General features: G+C 70.7%; 17 protein-coding genes and 1 pseudogene. 9 read left to right on the forward strand and 9 right to left on the reverse strand.

Features of this window, described 5'->3' with window-relative positions; translation table 11 throughout:
• Window positions 1-7 precede the first annotated feature (7 nt).
• Both AB0G47_RS15460 and AB0G47_RS15465 read left to right on the forward strand, forming a co-directional pair.
• Entirely contained in the window at window positions 8-409 is a 402-nt protein-coding gene (locus tag AB0G47_RS15460) for a hypothetical protein (protein ID WP_360769118.1), read from the forward strand.
• A gap of 48 nt (window positions 410-457) precedes the next feature.
• Complete coding sequence (locus AB0G47_RS15465; protein WP_360769121.1) at window positions 458-877, forward strand: peptidase M23; 420 nt, start codon at window positions 458-460, stop codon at window positions 875-877.
• Window positions 878-934: 57 nt separating this feature from the next.
• Here AB0G47_RS15465 and AB0G47_RS15470 read toward each other — a convergent pair whose 3' ends face one another.
• Window positions 935-1,216 carry a hypothetical protein gene (locus AB0G47_RS15470; protein WP_360769124.1) on the reverse strand — a complete coding sequence of 94 codons (282 nt, stop codon included), beginning with the start codon at window positions 1,214-1,216 and terminating at the stop codon, window positions 935-937.
• A 257-nt stretch (window positions 1,217-1,473) separates the two neighbouring features.
• Here AB0G47_RS15470 and AB0G47_RS15475 point away from each other — a divergent pair, with 257 nt between their 5' ends.
• Window positions 1,474-2,982, forward strand: a complete 1,509-nt coding sequence (locus AB0G47_RS15475; RefSeq protein ID WP_360769127.1) for a carotenoid oxygenase family protein — start codon at window positions 1,474-1,476, stop codon at window positions 2,980-2,982.
• A gap of 225 nt (window positions 2,983-3,207) precedes the next feature.
• On the opposite strand, the gene AB0G47_RS15480 is transcribed toward AB0G47_RS15475, so the two are convergent.
• Window positions 3,208-4,632: a helix-turn-helix transcriptional regulator gene (locus tag AB0G47_RS15480; protein WP_360769129.1), complete on the reverse strand. Its 1,425-nt coding sequence runs from the start codon at window positions 4,630-4,632 to the stop codon at window positions 3,208-3,210.
• Between the two features lie 226 nt (window positions 4,633-4,858).
• Between AB0G47_RS15480 and AB0G47_RS15485 the strand changes: the two genes are divergently transcribed.
• Entirely contained in the window at window positions 4,859-6,205 is a 1,347-nt protein-coding gene (locus AB0G47_RS15485) for a M64 family metallopeptidase (RefSeq protein ID WP_360769132.1), read from the forward strand.
• 85 nt (window positions 6,206-6,290) lie between these two features.
• Here the strand turns inward: AB0G47_RS15485 and AB0G47_RS15490 are convergent, their stop codons facing one another.
• Window positions 6,291-7,709: a short-chain fatty acyl-CoA regulator family protein gene (locus AB0G47_RS15490; RefSeq protein ID WP_360769134.1), complete on the reverse strand. Its 1,419-nt coding sequence runs from the start codon at window positions 7,707-7,709 to the stop codon at window positions 6,291-6,293.
• Window positions 7,710-8,093: 384 nt separating this feature from the next.
• Here AB0G47_RS15490 and aceA point away from each other — a divergent pair, with 384 nt between their 5' ends.
• The 3 genes from aceA to AB0G47_RS15505 all read left to right on the forward strand — a co-directional run bounded on the left by aceA (window position 8,094) and on the right by AB0G47_RS15505 (window position 11,940).
• A complete protein-coding gene (gene aceA / locus AB0G47_RS15495; RefSeq protein ID WP_360769137.1) occupies window positions 8,094-9,380 on the forward strand; it encodes an isocitrate lyase in 1,287 nt (428 codons plus the stop codon).
• A gap of 71 nt (window positions 9,381-9,451) precedes the next feature.
• Window positions 9,452-11,074 (forward strand): malate synthase A, encoded by a 1,623-nt coding sequence (aceB, locus tag AB0G47_RS15500; RefSeq protein WP_360769140.1) that lies wholly within the window; start codon window positions 9,452-9,454, stop codon window positions 11,072-11,074.
• Window positions 11,071-11,940, forward strand: coding sequence for a 3-hydroxybutyryl-CoA dehydrogenase (locus AB0G47_RS15505; RefSeq protein WP_360769143.1), 870 nt, complete (start codon window positions 11,071-11,073; stop codon window positions 11,938-11,940). The genes aceB and AB0G47_RS15505 overlap by 4 nt, the downstream gene beginning before the upstream one ends.
• Window positions 11,941-12,240: 300 nt before the next feature.
• On the opposite strand, the gene AB0G47_RS15510 is transcribed toward AB0G47_RS15505, so the two are convergent.
• From AB0G47_RS15510 to AB0G47_RS15530, 5 genes are all read right to left on the reverse strand, one after another.
• Window positions 12,241-12,537, reverse strand: a complete 297-nt coding sequence (locus tag AB0G47_RS15510) for a hypothetical protein (protein WP_360769145.1) — start codon at window positions 12,535-12,537, stop codon at window positions 12,241-12,243.
• A gap of 107 nt (window positions 12,538-12,644) precedes the next feature.
• A complete protein-coding gene (merB, locus tag AB0G47_RS15515; RefSeq protein WP_360769148.1) occupies window positions 12,645-12,860 on the reverse strand; it encodes an organomercurial lyase in 216 nt (71 codons plus the stop codon).
• Entirely contained in the window at window positions 12,812-12,979 is a 168-nt protein-coding gene (gene merB, locus AB0G47_RS15520; RefSeq protein ID WP_360769151.1) for an organomercurial lyase, read from the reverse strand. Before merB (AB0G47_RS15520) ends, merB (AB0G47_RS15515) begins: the two co-directional genes overlap by 49 nt.
• 24 nt (window positions 12,980-13,003) lie before the next feature.
• Window positions 13,004-13,381: a hypothetical protein gene (locus AB0G47_RS15525; RefSeq protein ID WP_360769153.1), complete on the reverse strand. Its 378-nt coding sequence runs from the start codon at window positions 13,379-13,381 to the stop codon at window positions 13,004-13,006.
• The gene (locus AB0G47_RS15530; protein ID WP_360769155.1) at window positions 13,357-13,599 is read right to left on the reverse strand and encodes a hypothetical protein; all 243 of its coding nucleotides are present in this window, start codon (window positions 13,597-13,599) and stop codon (window positions 13,357-13,359) included. The genes AB0G47_RS15525 and AB0G47_RS15530 overlap by 25 nt, the downstream gene beginning before the upstream one ends.
• Before the next feature lie 145 nt (window positions 13,600-13,744).
• Here AB0G47_RS15530 and AB0G47_RS15535 point away from each other — a divergent pair.
• Both AB0G47_RS15535 and AB0G47_RS15540 read left to right on the forward strand, forming a co-directional pair.
• Window positions 13,745-13,843 (forward strand): annotated as a pseudogene (locus AB0G47_RS15535) (MerR family DNA-binding transcriptional regulator); the annotation flags it as partial.
• 287 nt (window positions 13,844-14,130) lie between these two features.
• Window positions 14,131-14,901 (forward strand): SDR family oxidoreductase, encoded by a 771-nt coding sequence (locus tag AB0G47_RS15540; protein ID WP_360769158.1) that lies wholly within the window; start codon window positions 14,131-14,133, stop codon window positions 14,899-14,901.
• Window positions 14,902-14,913: 12 nt separating this feature from the next.
• Here the strand turns inward: AB0G47_RS15540 and AB0G47_RS15545 are convergent, their stop codons facing one another.
• Entirely contained in the window at window positions 14,914-15,804 is an 891-nt protein-coding gene (locus AB0G47_RS15545) for a LysR family transcriptional regulator (RefSeq protein WP_360769161.1), read from the reverse strand.
• Window positions 15,805-15,879 lie beyond the last annotated feature (75 nt).

Below are 15,879 nucleotides of genomic sequence, written 5' to 3' on the forward strand. Positions count from 1 at the left end.
GAACGACATGAGCGTACGTACCTTTCTGACCAGGTCCGCGGCGGCAGTTGCCCTGACCGCGGGCAGCCTGGCCGTGACGGCGGGTACGGCATCCGCAGCCGAGCCGGCGCCGAACGCCGGTGCTGCGGCCGCCTTCACCGTCTGGGCGACCGACGTGAACGTCCGCGACAACCCGCAGTCGCCCGCGACCTGCGACGGCTTCCCCTCGCCGGGGAACTGCCCGACCGTGTCCGGCAAGTTGCAGCCCGGCCAGCAGTTCGAGGCCCGCTGCCAGCGCAAGGGCGAGGCCGTGAGCGGCAACGACTGGTGGGTCTTCATCGAGCGGGGCGACTCGCGCGGCTGGATCGCCAGCTACTTCGTGGACACGCCCGACGACCAGCTGCCCGGCGTGCCGATCTGCGGCGCCTGACAGCGACACGACCGAACCGACCATCCAACCAACAACGGGGAGACAGACATGAGGATTCTGAGGAGCACGGGCCGGACCGTGGCGCTCGCGGCGGCCGTCGGCGCGCTGGCGCTGGCCGCACCGGTGACGGCGTCGGCGTCGGCGTCGGCGTCGGCGCAGAGCGCACCGGCCGCCGCCGTGCAGCCCGCGGCGGAGCAGCAGGCCGAGGCGGGCAAGGAGGTCCAGGTCTGGGCCAGCAACGTACGCCTGCACGTCGAACCGCTCGTCAACTCGCCCTCGCCGACGACCTTCGGTCCGGGCAAGCTGATCGACTTCTGCCAGCGGCAGGGCGACTTCGTCTCCGAGCCGGGCCAGGGATCGAGCACCTGGTGGTCGTACGTGGAGCTGCCCGGCGGCAGTGACGGCCTGTGGATCAGCAATGTCTACCTGGTCGGCGGGGAGAAGATCGAAGGCGTGCCCGACTGCTGACCGCCTTCTGCCACGCGCCTCCCGCTGTCGCCCAAGGCAGCGGGAGGCGACCGCCGTTCAGTGGGTCACGGCGAACAGGAGCAGGACGATGAGCAGGGCCAGGGCGCCGAGGGTGGCGCCGATGAGCGACGGGCCGAAGTTCGTCGCGAGGCCCCGTTCGTTCTTCCACACCCCCAACGCCCCCAGGACCAGGGCCAGGAGCCCGAGGGGCGCGGCGACGAAGTCACCGAGTACGGGGATGAAGGAGCCCACGAGGGCGACGATGCCCAGGGGAAGGGCGATGTCGCCCAGTCGGTCGCCGGGTGCGCCCCCGCGTGGTTCGTCGTCCTTGTGCGACATGCGCCCTCTCACGCTGGAGTCCGGTACCGAAGACCGCAGGACCATCAGACGTCCTGCGCGGCCGCATGTCCAGCACGACTCTGCCCATCCCGGTCAGAACGGAAGGCGCCCGCCGGTCGGGGTGGCGTCAGCACCACCCCTTGCTCGGGCCCCAGACCTCCTGTCTCGCGGCCCCCATCGGCGCAGGCTTGTTCCCGTAGCCAGCGGACGGTCCGGCGGTTCCAGCCGGGCCCCGAATCGACGGACGGGGAGAGACGATGACCAGTCATACGCGGCGGAGGATTCTCCAGGGTGCGGCGCTCGCGGCGGCGGGCAGTGTGGTCGGCGGGTACGGGCTCGGCCACGGCGCCGCGGCGGCGCATGCTGCCACGCCCGGTGCGGCGGCCGGCGGCAAGAAGTCGCTCCCCTTCCTGGAGGGCGCGTTCGCTCCGGTCACCGAGGAGTTGACCGTGTTCGACCTGCCGGTGACCGGACGTGTGCCGCGCGACCTGGACGGCCGTTTCCTGCGCACAGGACCGAACGCGCTGGGCCTGGAGGATCCGCGGGCGCACCACTGGATGCTGGGCGACGGCATGGTGCACGGGGTGCGGCTGCGCGGCGGGCGCGCCGAGTGGTACCGCAACCGCTGGGTGCGCTCCTCGCAGGTGGCGACGAAGCTGGGCGAGAGGTACCCGGGCGATGCGCCGCCGGACGACTTCGCGTGCAACACGCATGTGATCCCCTACAAGGGGCGGATCCTGGCGCTCCAGGAGGGCGGGCCGCTGCCGTACGAGTTGGACGGCGAGCTTGACACCGTGCGGCCGTACGACTTCCGCTCCACGCTGCGGGGCGCGTTCACCGCGCACACCAAGTACGACGCGGCGGCGGACGAACTGCACGCGGTGGCGTACTACCCGACCTGGGACCACGTACGGCACATCATGATCGACCGGACCGGGCGGGTGGTGCGGACCACCAAGGTCCAGGTGGCGGACGCGCCGATGATGCACGACTTCGCCCTCACCGAGAAGTACGTGGTGATCGTGGACGTCCCGATCACGTTCGACGCGGCGGCCGCCGAGGCGGGGGCCACGGTGCCCTACATCTGGAACGAGCGACACCCCATGCGCATCGGGATCCTGCCGCGGGCCGGAGGCACCACCCGCTGGTTCGAGATCGACCCCGTCTACTTCTCGCACACGCTCAACGCCTACGACCAGGGCGACAAGGTGGTGATCGAGTACACCTCCATGCCCGCCCCGTTCTACGCGGCGGGCCGGGGCAGCGGCGGCCCCTCCGCGACCGGCGCGCCTGCGCTCGACCGCTGGACGGTCGATCTGCGCGCCGGCCGGGTCCGCGGCAGCCGCATCGACGATCTGCCGCAGGAGTTCCCGCGCGTCAACGAATCCCTGGTCTCCCGCCGGCACCGCTTCGGGTACACGGCGAGCGCGGCCGAGATGTGGCGCGCGTACGAGACGGTCGACGGGGTGCCGCCGGACGAGAAGTTCACCAACTGCCTGGTGAAACATGACATGTTGCGCGACAGCAAGCAGGTGCACCGCTTCCCGGAGGGCGCGGCGGCGAGCGAGCCGGTGTTCGTGCCGCGCCGGGGCGCGCGGGACGAGGACGACGGCTACATCCTCTCCTACGTGAACGACCCCGACCGCGGCGCGACCGACCTGGTGGTCCTCTCGGCCCAGGACTTCACCGGCCACCCGCTCGCCCGCATCCACCTGCCGGGCCGGGTACCGCTCGGCTTCCACGGCAGCTGGGTGGCGGAACAGTGAGCCACGGAGGTTGCCGCCCGCCTCGAAGAACTGCGTGGCCGTCGCGGGCGGCACGGCCGTTCCATACATGCGGACTTCGTGGCACGTAAATTCGTGACACGTAAAGCAGAACGCCACCTCGAACAGCGCGACGCCGAGACCCTCTGGGTACGCACGCACGCCCCAGTCCGGCGAGAAGCCGCAACGGGAGCTGCAGGTGTGCAGTCTCCCTGACGCGCTCCGCCCTTACATGGCCGCGTGCGGTGCGGCACTCGTCTCGGGCGCGGGCCCCAGCGTCGTCGTGCCCGGGGTGGCCCGGTGGGCGAGGCCGGTGCGGTAGGCGTCCAGGGCGGCCTCCGTCCGTCCCGTCCTGCGGAGAAGGTCGCCGAGGAGACAGCACAGGCCCGCCAAGTCCCCTGCCACGCCTGCCCGTTCGAGCAGGGGCAGCGCGGCGCGGTAGTGCTCCTCGGCGGCCGCCGTGTCCCCGCACTCCTCCGCGATGAGGCCAAGGAGTCGGTGCGCGGCGCCTACGTGCACCGTGCCGCGTCCGGCCCCGAGGGAGCGCGCTTCCGGGATGTCCGTGGGCCCCGCGGCCTCCGTGCCGACGGCAAGCAGCGGCCTCAGAAGCGCCTCGGCCTCCTGGACCTGGCCGCGTCGGCGCAGCACGTCGGCGAGTTCCACCTCGACCTGTTCGGCGAAGAGCGCGGCCCGCTTGGCGGTGAGCATGTCGTAAGCGGTGCGCAGTTCGTTCTCGGCGCGCGCCAGGTCGCCGTCCTGGGCGTGCACGTAGCCGCGCATCCAGTGGCAGTGGGCGAGTTCGGTGCGGATGTGCAGCTGCCGGTAGAGATCCTGGGCCTTGGCCAGCGACGCGTCGGCCTCGGCGATGCGGCCCTGGGCGATCAGCGTACGGGCCACCCCGCGGTGCATCCCGGCGAGCAGGGCGGGGTCGTCCACGCGGGGCGCGAGCGCGATCGCCAGTTCGGCGGCGTGCGCGGCGCGCTCGTGTGCGCCCATGTCCATGTACGGGGCGATGGATGCCGTGTAGAGGAGGAGCAGCGCGTCCGGGTCCTGCAGTCCGGAGGCGTTGAGCTGATCGAGCGCCGTCTCCAACAGGTAGCAGGCATAACGGAGTTCACCTGTCAGCCGGTGGGCGTTGGCACGGCCGCGGATGGCGGGGACGCGGCGGGGCAGCGGCTCGTCGGCGAGCAGCCGCTCCACCGAGGCGAAGCACTCGTGCGCGTCGTCGAGTTCCCCGGACTCCAGAAGACAGTCGCCGAGGCCGAGGAGCGCGGTGGCCTGCTCCCCCGGGAGACCGTGTTCGACGGCTTCGGCGTACAGGGCACGGAAGAGAGGGGCGGCATCTTCCGGCGCTCCGGTGGCCAGCGCGCGCCGCGCGTCGGTCAGGCGCAGGCGCAGCTCGGCGGCGAGGCGGGCGGGCCGCCCCGTCGCCAGCTCCTCGGACGTGACGCCGAGACGCTCGGCCAAGTGCCGCAGCGCCGCCTCGGACGGCCTCACCTTGCCCGACTCCAGCGTGGAGACGTAGGCAGGCGTGTATGCGGGTTCGGCCAACTGCCGCTGGGTGAGCCCGAGTTCCGTACGAAGACGCAGGACGCGACGCCCGATCACCGCGGGCTCGTCGAGCCGAACGCCCCCAGTTCCGCTGTCCGACATCTCTCTGCCTCCAGGTCCGAGCCAAGTCCATGCGGGCCTGGAGCGAAAGGACTTGTGACTACGCGGCGTGAACTCCCCACTCCCACAGTCACCTTGTGCCCCAGGCATTGCCTTGCTTCCCCACGACCCCTACATTGAACCCCACCTTAAGCTCCCTTAACCCCCCACTTACATCACGGACTTGCCGATCCCGGCCGCCTCCGTGCAGATCCTCGGGAGATCTTCCATGCGCAGACACGCATCCCACATATCCCGCAAGCGACTCGGCATCGCCATCGGTGTCGTCCTGGCGGCGGCGCTCGCCGTCACCGCGCCGGTCGCCGCGGACCCGGTCACGGGCGACAACGCCCCGGCCGCTCAACCCGCCGGCCGCGACGCCGCCTCCGCCGACGGCATCAAGGTCGAGTACTTCACCGGCCCCGAGGGCCACCCCCGCCACACAGAGGTCTCGACGTCCTCCCCGCTCACCAGGAAGGAGCAGGCCACGATCAAGGACGACGGCGACGTCGTGCCGATCGTGGAGGCCGGGCCGAGCGACGCCAAGGTCGACGTCGTCTTCATCGGCGACGGCTACACCGCAGCCCAGCAGGAGGACTTCCACACCGACGTGCGCACCAAGTGGAAGGAGATGTCCGCCGTCGAGCCGTACGCCGAGTACCAGGACCTGTTCAACGTCTGGGCCGTCGACGCCCACTCGCAGGACTCCGGCGTCTCGGGCGACCCGACGAGCGACGTCACCAAGAACACCGCCCTGAACTCCGCGTTCTTCTGCGACGGCATCGAGCGGCTGCTGTGCGTCGACACCAACAAGGTCGAGGCGTACGCGAGCAAGGCCGCCGACCCCGACCTCGTGATCGTGCTCGGCAACTCCACCAAGTACGGCGGCGCCGGCTACAACGACATCACTTCACCGTCCGGGTACGACGGCATCGGCACCGCATCCTCCGACCACCCCGACTCCGACCAGGTCGCCGTCCACGAGACCGGCCACTCCTTCGGCAAGCTCGCCGACGAGTACTGGTACGACGAGAGCACCTACACCGGCCCCGAGCCGGGCGAGTCCAACCTCACCAAGCTCAGCGCCGACGAGATGGCCGCACAGAAGGCGAAGTGGCACCGGTGGCTCGGCCAGGAGTCACCCGACGGCGGCACCGTCGGCGCGTACGAGGGCGGCGGCTACCACGGCCACGGCCTCAACCGCCCCACCGAGGACTCGATCATGCGCACCCTGGGCCGCGAGTTCAATCTGCCAGGACGCGAGGCGATGATCGCGGGCTTCCATCAGCACGCCCCGGTCCTCACCGCAGTCACGCCCACCGACCGGCAGGTGCGCGGCGGCGATCGGATCCGCGTCGAGGCGTCCCCCCGCGCACAGGTGCGCTGGTACGTCGACGGCCGCGAGGCACGGCAGGCCCGCGACGCGAGCAGTGTGACTCCGCGCCGGCTCGGGGTGCCCGCAGACGGCCGCCCGCACACCGTCACGGCACGCGCCACGGACCCGACCAAGGCGGTCCGCGACCCGAAGCTCCGCAAGTCCCTGAAGGGCTCGCTCAGTTGGCGGGTCACGCGCTGACGCACCAGGCAGCCGCCGGGATCCCGGAGCCTTGATGACACGATGGAGGCTCCGGTGATCCCCCGCCCCTCCCGCGGTCGCCGCGTCAGTCGTCGCCCGCCCGCTCCCCCACCACGGGGTAGGGGACGAAGGTGCTGCTGTTCTCGTCGATCGCCAGGCGGCGGTCCAGGGGTGGTACGGCCCGTTGGGGGCAGTCGGTGCGTTCGCAGAGGCGGCAGCCCATGCCGATGGGGACGGCGGAGGAGGCGTTGTCCAGGTCGAGGCCGTCGGAGTAGACGAGCCGTGCGGCATGGCGGATCTCGCAGCCCAGGCCGATCGCGAAGGTCTTGCCCGGCTCGCCCCAGCCGCCGCGGTGCCGGGTGACCGCCCGCGCGGTCCACAGGTAGCGCTGCCCGTCCGGCATGGCGGCGACCTGGACATGGATGCGGCCGGGCGCAGCGAACGCCTCGTACACGTTCCACAGCGGGCAGGTGCCGCCCGCGCGGGAGAAGTGGAACGCGGTGGCGGACTGACGCTTCGACATGTTGCCCGCCCGGTCGACCCGGACGAAGGAGAAGGGCACGCCGCGCAGCCGGGGCCGCTGCAGGGTGCTCAGACGGTGGCAGATCGTCTCGTAGCCGAGCCCGAAGTGGTCGGTCAGCCGCTCGATGTCGTAGCGGAACTCCTCCGCGGCCGCATGGAAGCGGCGGTAGGGCAGGATCAGCGCGGCGGCGAGGTAGTTGGCGATGCCGATGCGGGCCAGCGGCCAGGCCGCGGTCTGCGGGTCGAAGTCTTCCGAGGCGAGTGCGGAGATCTCGTCCGCGTACTCGAGCAGCGCGAGCTGGGTGGCCATCCGGAACGCCTGCTGGCCGGGGCGCAGTCGGCTGGAGAGGTGGAGGACCCGGGTCTTCGGGTCGTAGTGGTGCAGGAGTTGGCCGGAGTCCGCGGCGATGCGCACGCCGTGCCGCTCGGAAAGGCGTGTGGACAGGGCGCCCACGACCTCGCCGGGGCGCACGCCGATCTCGGTGGCGAACCGCTCGGCGGCGAGGTCGATGTCGTTCAGGTAGTTCTGGCGCCGGTAGAAGAACTCGCGGATCTCCTCGTGTGCCGAGCGAGGCTGTGCCGCTGTTCCAGGCCCCCGGCCCTCCGCGGTCTCGGAGAGCTGCTCGGTGAGGTGCTGGTTCCGCCGGCCGAGGTCCACCAGGAGCGCGGCCACGGCGGGCAGCCGCGATGCCAGGTCCGAGAGGTCCGATGCGGAGACGCGGCCTGCGGAGACCTCGCCGGTGAGAGCGTCCCGCAGATCGGCCACAAGACGGCTGGTGTCACGCTCCGAGAAGAATCCCGGGTCGACGCCGAACGCCTCCGTGAGGCGCAGCAGTACGGGCACGGTCAACGGCCGTGAGTCGTGCTCCATCTGGTTCAGATAGCTCGGCGAGATGGCCAGGGACCGGGCGAGGTCGGCCTGGCTCATGCGCCGTTCCTCCCGCAGCCGTCGCAGCCGCGCCCCCGCGTACGTCTTGCTCACCCATGTGCTCCTGTTCCGGTCACGTGTGCTCCCGTCCGGTCACGATCGTCGGCACTGTTCGCGATGGTAGCCACGCCGACCGGCCTTGTGGCATTAACAGAGTTGGCAAAAACGCCGTGAAAGATGCGCAGAAGTTGGCAGCCTTCCACGCTTGTTGGCACTGAGTGCCGCTGCGAGAGTCGTACTGCGGCCCGCCGGACTCCGGCGGGCGGAACCGGAAAACGGGCGCGATTCATGCCCTGACGTCGGAGACCCCGGCCTTTCCTGCCGCCTCGGCGACATTGCTCCGATTGCTCACCCATGGAGTTCGCGGGCCGCACCCCATATTGGCAAGGCACTTAGTGCCAGCCATTGGCATGGTTCACGACTATCCGGGAGACGGTCATGGCACAGGCAGGGACGACGACGGCAACAGCCGCGGAGCTGGCGCAGCGTTGGGCGACCGATGTCCGCTGGAAGGGGATCGAGCGCACGTACACCGCCGAGGATGTGGTCAGGCTTTCCGGCAGTGTGCGTGAGGAGCACACGCTGGCCCGGCGGGGTGCCGAGCGGCTGTGGCGTCAGCTGCACGACCGGGACTATGTGCATGCGCTGGGTGCGTTGACCGGCGGGCAGGCGGTGCAGCAGGTGAAGGCCGGGCTGCAGGCGATCTACCTGTCGGGCTGGCAGGTGGCGGCCGACGCGAACCAGGCCGGGCACACCTACCCCGACCAGTCCCTCTACCCGGCCAACTCCGTTCCGCAGGTGGTGCGTCGGATCAACAACGCGCTGCTGCGCGCGGACCAGATCGCCACGGCGGAGGGTGATTCCTCGGTGGACTGGCTGGCCCCGATCGTCGCCGACGCCGAGGCGGGTTTCGGCGGCCCGCTGAACGCCTTCGAGCTGACCAAGGCGATGATCGAGGCGGGCGCGGCCGGCATCCATTACGAGGACCAGCTCGCCTCGGAGAAGAAGTGCGGCCACCTGGGCGGCAAGGTCCTGGTGCCGACCGCCCAGCACGTGCGCACCCTGAACGCGGCCCGCCTGGCCGCGGACATCGCCGACGTACCCACCCTGATCGTGGCCCGCACGGACGCGCTCGCCGCGAACCTGCTGACCAGCGACGTCGACGAGCGCGACGCCCGGTTCGTGACCGGTGAACGCACCGCCGAGGGCTTCTACCGGGTGCACAACGGCATGGGCACGGCGATCGCCCGCGGCCTGGCCTACGCCCCCTACGCCGACCTGCTGTGGATGGAAACCGGCACCCCCGACCTGGCCCAGGCACGCGAGTTCGCCGAGGCGATCCACGCCCGCTACCCGGATCAGATGCTGGCCTACAACTGCTCGCCGTCCTTCAACTGGAAGGCGGCCCTGGACGACGACCAGATCGCCAAGTTCCAGCGGGAGCTGGGCGCGATGGGCTATCGCTTCCAGTTCATCACGCTGGCCGGCTTCCACTCCCTCAACCACGGCATGTTCGACCTCGCGCGCGGCTACGCCGAGTCGGGCATGACCGCCTATGTCGACCTCCAGGAGCGGGAGTTCGCCGCCCAGGAACACGGGTTCACGGCGGTCAAGCACCAACGCGAGGTCGGCACCGGCTACTTCGACCTCGTCTCCACCGCCGTCAATCCGGCCTCGTCGACGACCGCGCTCGCCGGCTCCACCGAAGCAGAGCAGTTCCACTAGGCCACCGTCGGGCCCCGGCAACGGGGCCCGTTCCTCCCATCGCGTTCAGCCAACCCGCTGAGGAGACCCGCATGTCCATCGCCGCTCCGACCAGCCGTGCTCAGGTCCTCCCGGTACCGGGACACCGGCACGACGAGATCCTCACTCCCGAAGCCCTGGATTTCGTGGGGCGCCTCGTCGACGCCTTCGCGGACCGCCGCCTCGACCTCCTCAAGGAGCGGATGCGGGTGGCGGCCAGGCTCGCCGCCGGCTCCCCGTTCGACTTCTCCATCGCCACCGTCGGCATACGCGCGGACGACTCCTGGCAGGCGGCACCGCCGGCCCCCGGCCTGACCGACCGCCGAGTGGAGATCACCGGACCGCCGGAACGCCGGATCGCGGTCAACGCCCTCAACTCCGGTGCGCAGGTATGGATGGCGGACTTCGAGGACGCCACCGCGCCCACCTGGGACAACATCATCAGCGGTCAGCTGAACCTGCTGGACGCCATCGAGCGCAGGATCGACTTCAGCACGCCGGAGGGCAAGCGGTACCGGCTCGGCGAGCAGGTCGCGACCATCGTCGTCCGCCCGCGCGGCTGGCATCTGACGGAGAATCATCTCGAGATCGGCGGCCGTCCGGCGCCCGCTTCCCTCGTCGACTTCGGCCTCTACTTCTTCCACTGCGCCCAGCGGCAGATCGACGCAGGGCACGGCCCGTACTTCTATCTGCCCAAGCTGGAGAGCCGCGACGAGGCACGGCTGTGGAACGACGTGTTCGTCCTCGCCCAGGACCTCCTCGGCATCCCCCGCGGCACGATCCGGGCCACCGTCCTGATCGAGACCATCACGGCGGCCGTCCAGATGGAGGAGATCCTCTACGAGCTCCGCGAGCACAGCTCCGGGCTCAACGCGGGCCGCTGGGACTATCTCTTCAGCCTCATCAAGACCTTCGGGCACCGCACCGACTTCCTGCTTCCCGACCGGGCGAAGGTCACCATGACCGCCCCCTTCATGCGCGCCTACACCGAACTCCTGGTGCGCACCTGCCACAAGCGGGGCGCGCACGCCATCGGCGGCATGTCCGCCCACGTACCCGGCAAGGACCCGGACGCCCACCAGGCGGCCCTGGCCACGGTGCGGCTCGACAAGGAACGTGAGGCCGAGGACGGCTTCGACGGCTCCTGGGTCGCCCACCCCGCGCTCGTGCCCGTCTGCCGCGAGGTGTTCGACGGAGTGCTCGGCACCCGCCCGCATCAGATCGACCGCACCCGGAACGACGTCGAGGTGACGGCCGCCCAGTTGCTGTCCGTACGCCGCGTCAGCGCGCCACCCACGCCGGAGGGCGTACGCGTCAACATCGCGGTCGCCCTGCGCTACTTCGCGGCATGGCTGAACGGACAGGGAGCCGTCGCCGTGGACGGTCTTATGGAGGACGCCGCCACGGCCGAGATCGCCCGGGTGCAGATCTGGCAGTGGCTGCGCCACCAGGTCGTCGACCGCGCGACGGTCGTCAGGCTGCTGGAGGACGAGCTCGCCGCGCTGGGCGCGGAGTATCCGTGGGCCCCTGTTGATGACGTCCGTGGCCTCTTCGAACGGACAGCCCTGGCACGGGAGTTGCCCGCCTTCTTCACCCTTGACGCCTACACCCGCCACCTCGCTCACCGCGCGGAGGGGAAGTCACTGGAGAGGCAGTCACCGGAGGGACAGTCATGAGCACAGCCATCCGACGGGTCGGGGTCGTGGGCGCGGGCCAGATGGGCGCCGGAATCGCCGAGGTGTGCGCCCGCGCCGGCCTGGACACCGTGGTCTGCGAAGCCGACGCGGTAGCCGCCGGCGCCGCGCGTGAGCGGGTGGCCGTCTCGCTCGAACGCGCCGTCCAGCGCGGCAAGTTGGACCGCCTGAGCGCCGAGGACGCACTGGCCCGCATGGTCTTCACGGGCAGCCTCGACGACCTGGCCGACCGTCAGCTCGTCATCGAGGCCGTCGTCGAGGACACCTCGGCGAAGACAGAGCTCTTCGCCTCGTTGGACAAGGTCATCGAGGATCCGGAGGCGATCCTCGCCACCAACACCTCCTCCATCCCGGTGATGCGCCTGGGCATGGCCACCGGGCGCGCCGACCGAGTCGTCGGCCTGCACTTCTTCAACCCGGTCCCCGTCCTGCCCCTGGTCGAGGTGGTCTCCTCACTCCACACGTCCGCTCAAACAGTGGCGGCCGTACGAGACTTCGCCACGCAGGCCCTGGGCAAGACGGTCGTCGGATCCCAGGACAGGGCGGGCTTCGTCGTCAACGCACTGCTCGTCCCCTACCTTCTCTCGGCGATCCGGATGACGGAGTCGGGCTTCGCCACCGCCGCCGATGTGGACGCGGGCATGGAGCTGGGCTGCGCGCACCCGATGGGTCCGCTGAAACTGGCGGACCTGATCGGCCTGGACACGCTCGCCGCCATCGCGGCATCTCTGTACGAAGAGTTCAAGGAACCCCTGTACGCACCGCCGCCGCTGCTCCAGCGGATGGTGGAAGCGGGGCTGCTCGGCCGCAAGAGCGGCCGCGGGTTCCACACCTACGACCGGGGCTGAGGGGCCCGGGTCCGCCGCCGGGCTGAGGGGCCTGCGGCTGCGGTGAGGGGGGCGCGGAACGGAGTGGTGATCTGTTCCGCGCCTTCCGGGTCCATCCGTCCACTGCGTGTCCGCTATGGGACTACCCGCGCCCGCCCCGGCGGGACGCGTTCGGCCGTCCACGCAGGTGGCGGTCATCAGGTGGGAAGGGTTTCGAACTCCGGCGCAACGGAGTGCCTTACCGATGAATTGGGCCCCATCCCCTTTCCCCGGGGATGGGGCCCTGCGGCCTCTTCGCTGGTCAGGCCGCGCATGAAGAGGCTACCGCTGCCAGAGCGTGCCTATTTGGCTGTTGACCCTCGGGATTTCGGCGGTGGTAGAGCCGTCGTCAGCGATAGAGACCTTGACAGTTTGGGAGCTGTCGCCGCAAACCGGGCCGAGGAGAACTCCGAGGAGACCTCCGAGGAGGTCACAGAGGATGTTGTCGGTGGGGGCGGCGGCAGGAGCGACGGTGGTGGTGATTTTCGGGGGTCCTTCGGCGTGGGCCGCACCTGCAGCGCCGAGAGAGGTGATGACCAGGACGCCGGAGATGAGAGTGGCTTTGAGGGGAGTGTTCATGGCATTCAGCCTCTGCCCGCCCTCATCCCTGCGAAAGTGGGATGCCGCCAGTGGAGTGAAGATCTGTTCCGCGCCTGCGCGCCTCCACGGCCGTGCGGCCATGCAGCTCAGTCGGCGGCCGGCACCGCCCCGAAGGTCTGCCGCCCGATCTGCTCGGCACGCGCCTGGTCGACCATCTTCCCCTGTACGTCCGGGTGTTGGGCGAGCCGGGACTGAGCCGAGGCCGCGGAGGTGAAGAAGTTCAGCGCGTCGCAGCACACCGCGGCGGCCGGGCCTAGCAGGAGCGCCGCCCGACGATCACCACGGTGGATGCGGGCTCCCACCGCATGCGGCCGCCTCGGCTGGTGACGGTGACCGGTTCGCCCGAGACCGGGTCCGACGAGGTGATCACCGCGTCCTCGGCGAGCATCGCCGGAATGCCCAGGGCATCGATCGCGCACATCGACCACACTCGCGTGCCGCCCTCCTAGGTCACCTGGTGTGCGGTCGGCGCCGCGGAGAACGGGTAGGCGGCCTGGATCCGACCGCCCTCGTCCAGCGTCAGGAAGTCCTCGCGCGCCGGCTCCGCGAGCACCTCGTCGGCGGACCGTTCCGCCTCGGCCGCGACGTTCTCCAGCGCGGCGATCTGGGGCACCTGCCCGGACGCGGCGAAGTGGCGGAGCACCGCTTGGTGCACCGCGCGCAGCCCGCGCCCGGCAGGTGCCCGGCGACCGCGTCCGGCCCGGCCGACCGGGTCGAGCAGGTCCTCGACGCTGCAGTCCTCACGCACAAGGTCGGGCGGGCAGTCCTCGCTCACGGCGCCGGGCAGGCCGGCAGCGATCAGGGCCCGGCGCAGTTCCTCCACGCCCGGTGCCCCGTCCACGGGCCGTCCGGGTGGCGGTAGATCCGGCATGAAACGCTCGGCGCCGCCCCGGGCCTGGCGAAGGGGTCGTCGCCATCGAGCAGGACCGCGGGCGAGCCGGTCATGCCCCACCGGGCCGCCTCCGCCTCGTCCCGCACCTCGACCTGCACCACCTCGGCCGCACGACCGGCCAGCGCGGCACGCAGCCTCTCTCGCGCCACGGGCGCGTTCGGGCAGTCCGGAACCGTCAGAACCGTGATCCTCGTGGCCGCCGTCCTCCCAGGTCGCTGCCGTCTGCCACCGACGCCAGACCTTCCATTGCACTGGAAGGTCAACAGCTGACCTGGAGACACACGCGTCGGGGAGCTGGCGACCGCGAGCGGAGTCACGACCAAGACCATCCGCTTCTACGAGCAAGCCGGTCTCGTACCGGAACCACCCCGCACATCCAGCGGCTACCGCGACATTCCGGCGAAAGCCACACCACGAAGAGATCGACCGACGCATCTCCGAACTCCGCAAGACCCGCACCGCGCTCCGCGGCCCGGCTGAACGCGCCGCCGACACCGCCCCGGCCTCCTGCACCGACACGGACATCTGCCGCATCATCAGCCGGCCGCGGGTGCCATAGGAATTCCCTATAGCGCCCGCTGACATTTCGTCTTTGCCTCTCATTCTTCTCCGTACGTACCGTGAAACAGCTTTTTCCGCCGAGCGGAGCGGACGATTACGTAATCGAGAGGACCGGTGGCATGACCACGATCGAGAACGAATCGGGAACGCGAGAACTCACGGGAAAGCGCGCCTTGGTCACGGGGGGTTCTCGCGGAATCGGAGCGGCCGTCGTGCGCCAACTCCTGGACGCGGGCGCCGAGGTGCTCACGACCGCCAGGTCGGCGACGGGCACGGTGCCGGAGGGGGCCGCCTTCGTGGCGGCCGACGTGCGGACACGGGCCGGAGCGGAAGCGCTCGCCGCGGCCGCGCGGGAGATGCTCGGCGGGGTGGACGTGCTGGTCCACAACGCGGGCGGGGCGGGACCGTACGAGAGCACATCGGCCATCCCCGACGAGGAGTGGCAGGACGCGCTCGACTTGAACTTCCTGGCGTCGGTACGGCTGGACTCGCTGCTGGTACCGGCGATGCGGGAACGGCGTTCGGGGGTGATCATGCACGTCTCCTCCGCCGCGGTGCCCCTCACTCCGCCACCGTTCCTGCACTACACGGCGGCGAAGGCGGCGCTGGAGAACTACAGCCGCGGACTGGCATCGGAGCTGGCCCCGTTCGGAATCCGGGTCAACACCGTGACTCCCGGCCGGGTCGCAACGCCCGGCGGCGAAGCGACCCGGGAGCAGTGGGCTCGCCTTGACCCGGCGCAGGGCCAGAACAACACCAACGTGCCGCTGGGGCGCGATGGCCGGCCCGACGACATCGCCCACGCGGTGCTGTTCCTCTTGTCCGACCGGGCGAGCTGGCTGACCGGAAGCAATCTCGTCGTGGACGGCGGTGAATTCCCCAGGGGCTGACGCCGGCGGAATTCAGGAATTCCGCAACGCAAGGTTCGACCAGGTCTCCTTACGGAGGAATTCGAGCAGGGCCGTCTCCGCCGGGCCCATGCCGGGCCGGACCACGGCGATGACGGGCTGCGAGACGACCGGGAACACCGGGCGGACGAGGTGCTCGTGACCGTGGGGCACCGCGGAGGCCGGGACGAGCGTGACCCCGAGACCGTGGGCGGCCCAACGCACGGCCGTCGCGGTCTGGGACACGCGGGCGGCCGTGGCCGGGGCCAGATCGTTGTCCCGCAGCACGTTCAGGAGCACGGCGTCGAGCGCGCTGTCGCGGTCGAACCTCACCCACGGCTCCCCCGCCAGTTCGCGCAGCTCGACCCGGTCGGCGGCGAGCTGCCGGTGCCCGGCGCCCAACGCCACGACGAACTCCTCGTCGCCGAGGTGGTGGGCGTAGGCGGGGCTACGCTCGCATTCCGCCATCAGGGCGAGGTTCAGCACGCCCCGGCGGCACAGCCGTTCCAGCTCGGCGGAGCTCGGCTCCTCGAAGACGGTGACCTCAAGGCGTGGGAAGCGGCGCCGCAGCGCGGCAAGGGCGCCCGGCAGCTGCCGTGTGCCGAAGCCCAGCTGCACCGCGACCACCAGCTCGCCCACCAGTTCGTCGGCACCGGCCCGAGCCGTCGCCCTCGCCCGCCGCGACGCGCGCACCGCGACCTCCGCCTCCCGGAGGAAGGCACGGCCGACCACGGTCGGCACAAGGCCGGTCGGCGTGCGGGCGAACAGCTCCACGCCCAGATCCCGCTCCAGGGCGCGGATCTGCTGGGACAGCGACGGTTGAGCGACGTGCAGCAGCTCCGCCGCCGCCGTCACCGAGCCCTCCTCGGCGACGGCCAGGGCGTACTCGTACTGACGAAGGCTCATCGGCTGCCGTCCCCTCCCAGCGGTGGACGCGGCCCACCCCATTGAAATCGCTGCAGAAATCAGCAACTCACTTCC

Source organism: Streptomyces sp. NPDC021622, from assembly GCF_040640795.1.
Classification (GTDB): Bacteria; Actinomycetota; Actinomycetes; order Streptomycetales; family Streptomycetaceae; genus Streptomyces.

Bases quoted from the DNA above. Each gene is read 5' to 3' on its own strand.
- AB0G47_RS15460 (WP_360769118.1), top strand. From the start codon at position 8: ATGAGCGTACGTACCTTTCTGACCAGGTCCGCGGCGGCAGTTGCCCTG.
- AB0G47_RS15465 (WP_360769121.1), top strand. From the start codon at position 458: ATGAGGATTCTGAGGAGCACGGGCCGGACCGTGGCGCTCGCGGCGGCC.
- AB0G47_RS15470 (WP_360769124.1), bottom strand. From the start codon at position 1,216: ATGTCGCACAAGGACGACGAACCACGCGGGGGCGCACCCGGCGACCGA.
- AB0G47_RS15475 (WP_360769127.1), top strand. From the start codon at position 1,474: ATGACCAGTCATACGCGGCGGAGGATTCTCCAGGGTGCGGCGCTCGCG.
- AB0G47_RS15480 (WP_360769129.1), bottom strand. From the start codon at position 4,632: ATGTCGGACAGCGGAACTGGGGGCGTTCGGCTCGACGAGCCCGCGGTG.
- AB0G47_RS15485 (WP_360769132.1), top strand. From the start codon at position 4,859: ATGCGCAGACACGCATCCCACATATCCCGCAAGCGACTCGGCATCGCC.
- aceA (WP_360769137.1), top strand. From the start codon at position 8,094: ATGGCACAGGCAGGGACGACGACGGCAACAGCCGCGGAGCTGGCGCAG.
- aceB (WP_360769140.1), top strand. From the start codon at position 9,452: ATGTCCATCGCCGCTCCGACCAGCCGTGCTCAGGTCCTCCCGGTACCG.
- AB0G47_RS15505 (WP_360769143.1), top strand. From the start codon at position 11,071: ATGAGCACAGCCATCCGACGGGTCGGGGTCGTGGGCGCGGGCCAGATG.
- AB0G47_RS15510 (WP_360769145.1), bottom strand. From the start codon at position 12,537: ATGAACACTCCCCTCAAAGCCACTCTCATCTCCGGCGTCCTGGTCATC.
- merB (WP_360769151.1), bottom strand. From the start codon at position 12,979: ATGTGCGCGATCGATGCCCTGGGCATTCCGGCGATGCTCGCCGAGGAC.
- AB0G47_RS15540 (WP_360769158.1), top strand. From the start codon at position 14,131: ATGACCACGATCGAGAACGAATCGGGAACGCGAGAACTCACGGGAAAG.
- AB0G47_RS15545 (WP_360769161.1), bottom strand. From the start codon at position 15,804: ATGAGCCTTCGTCAGTACGAGTACGCCCTGGCCGTCGCCGAGGAGGGC.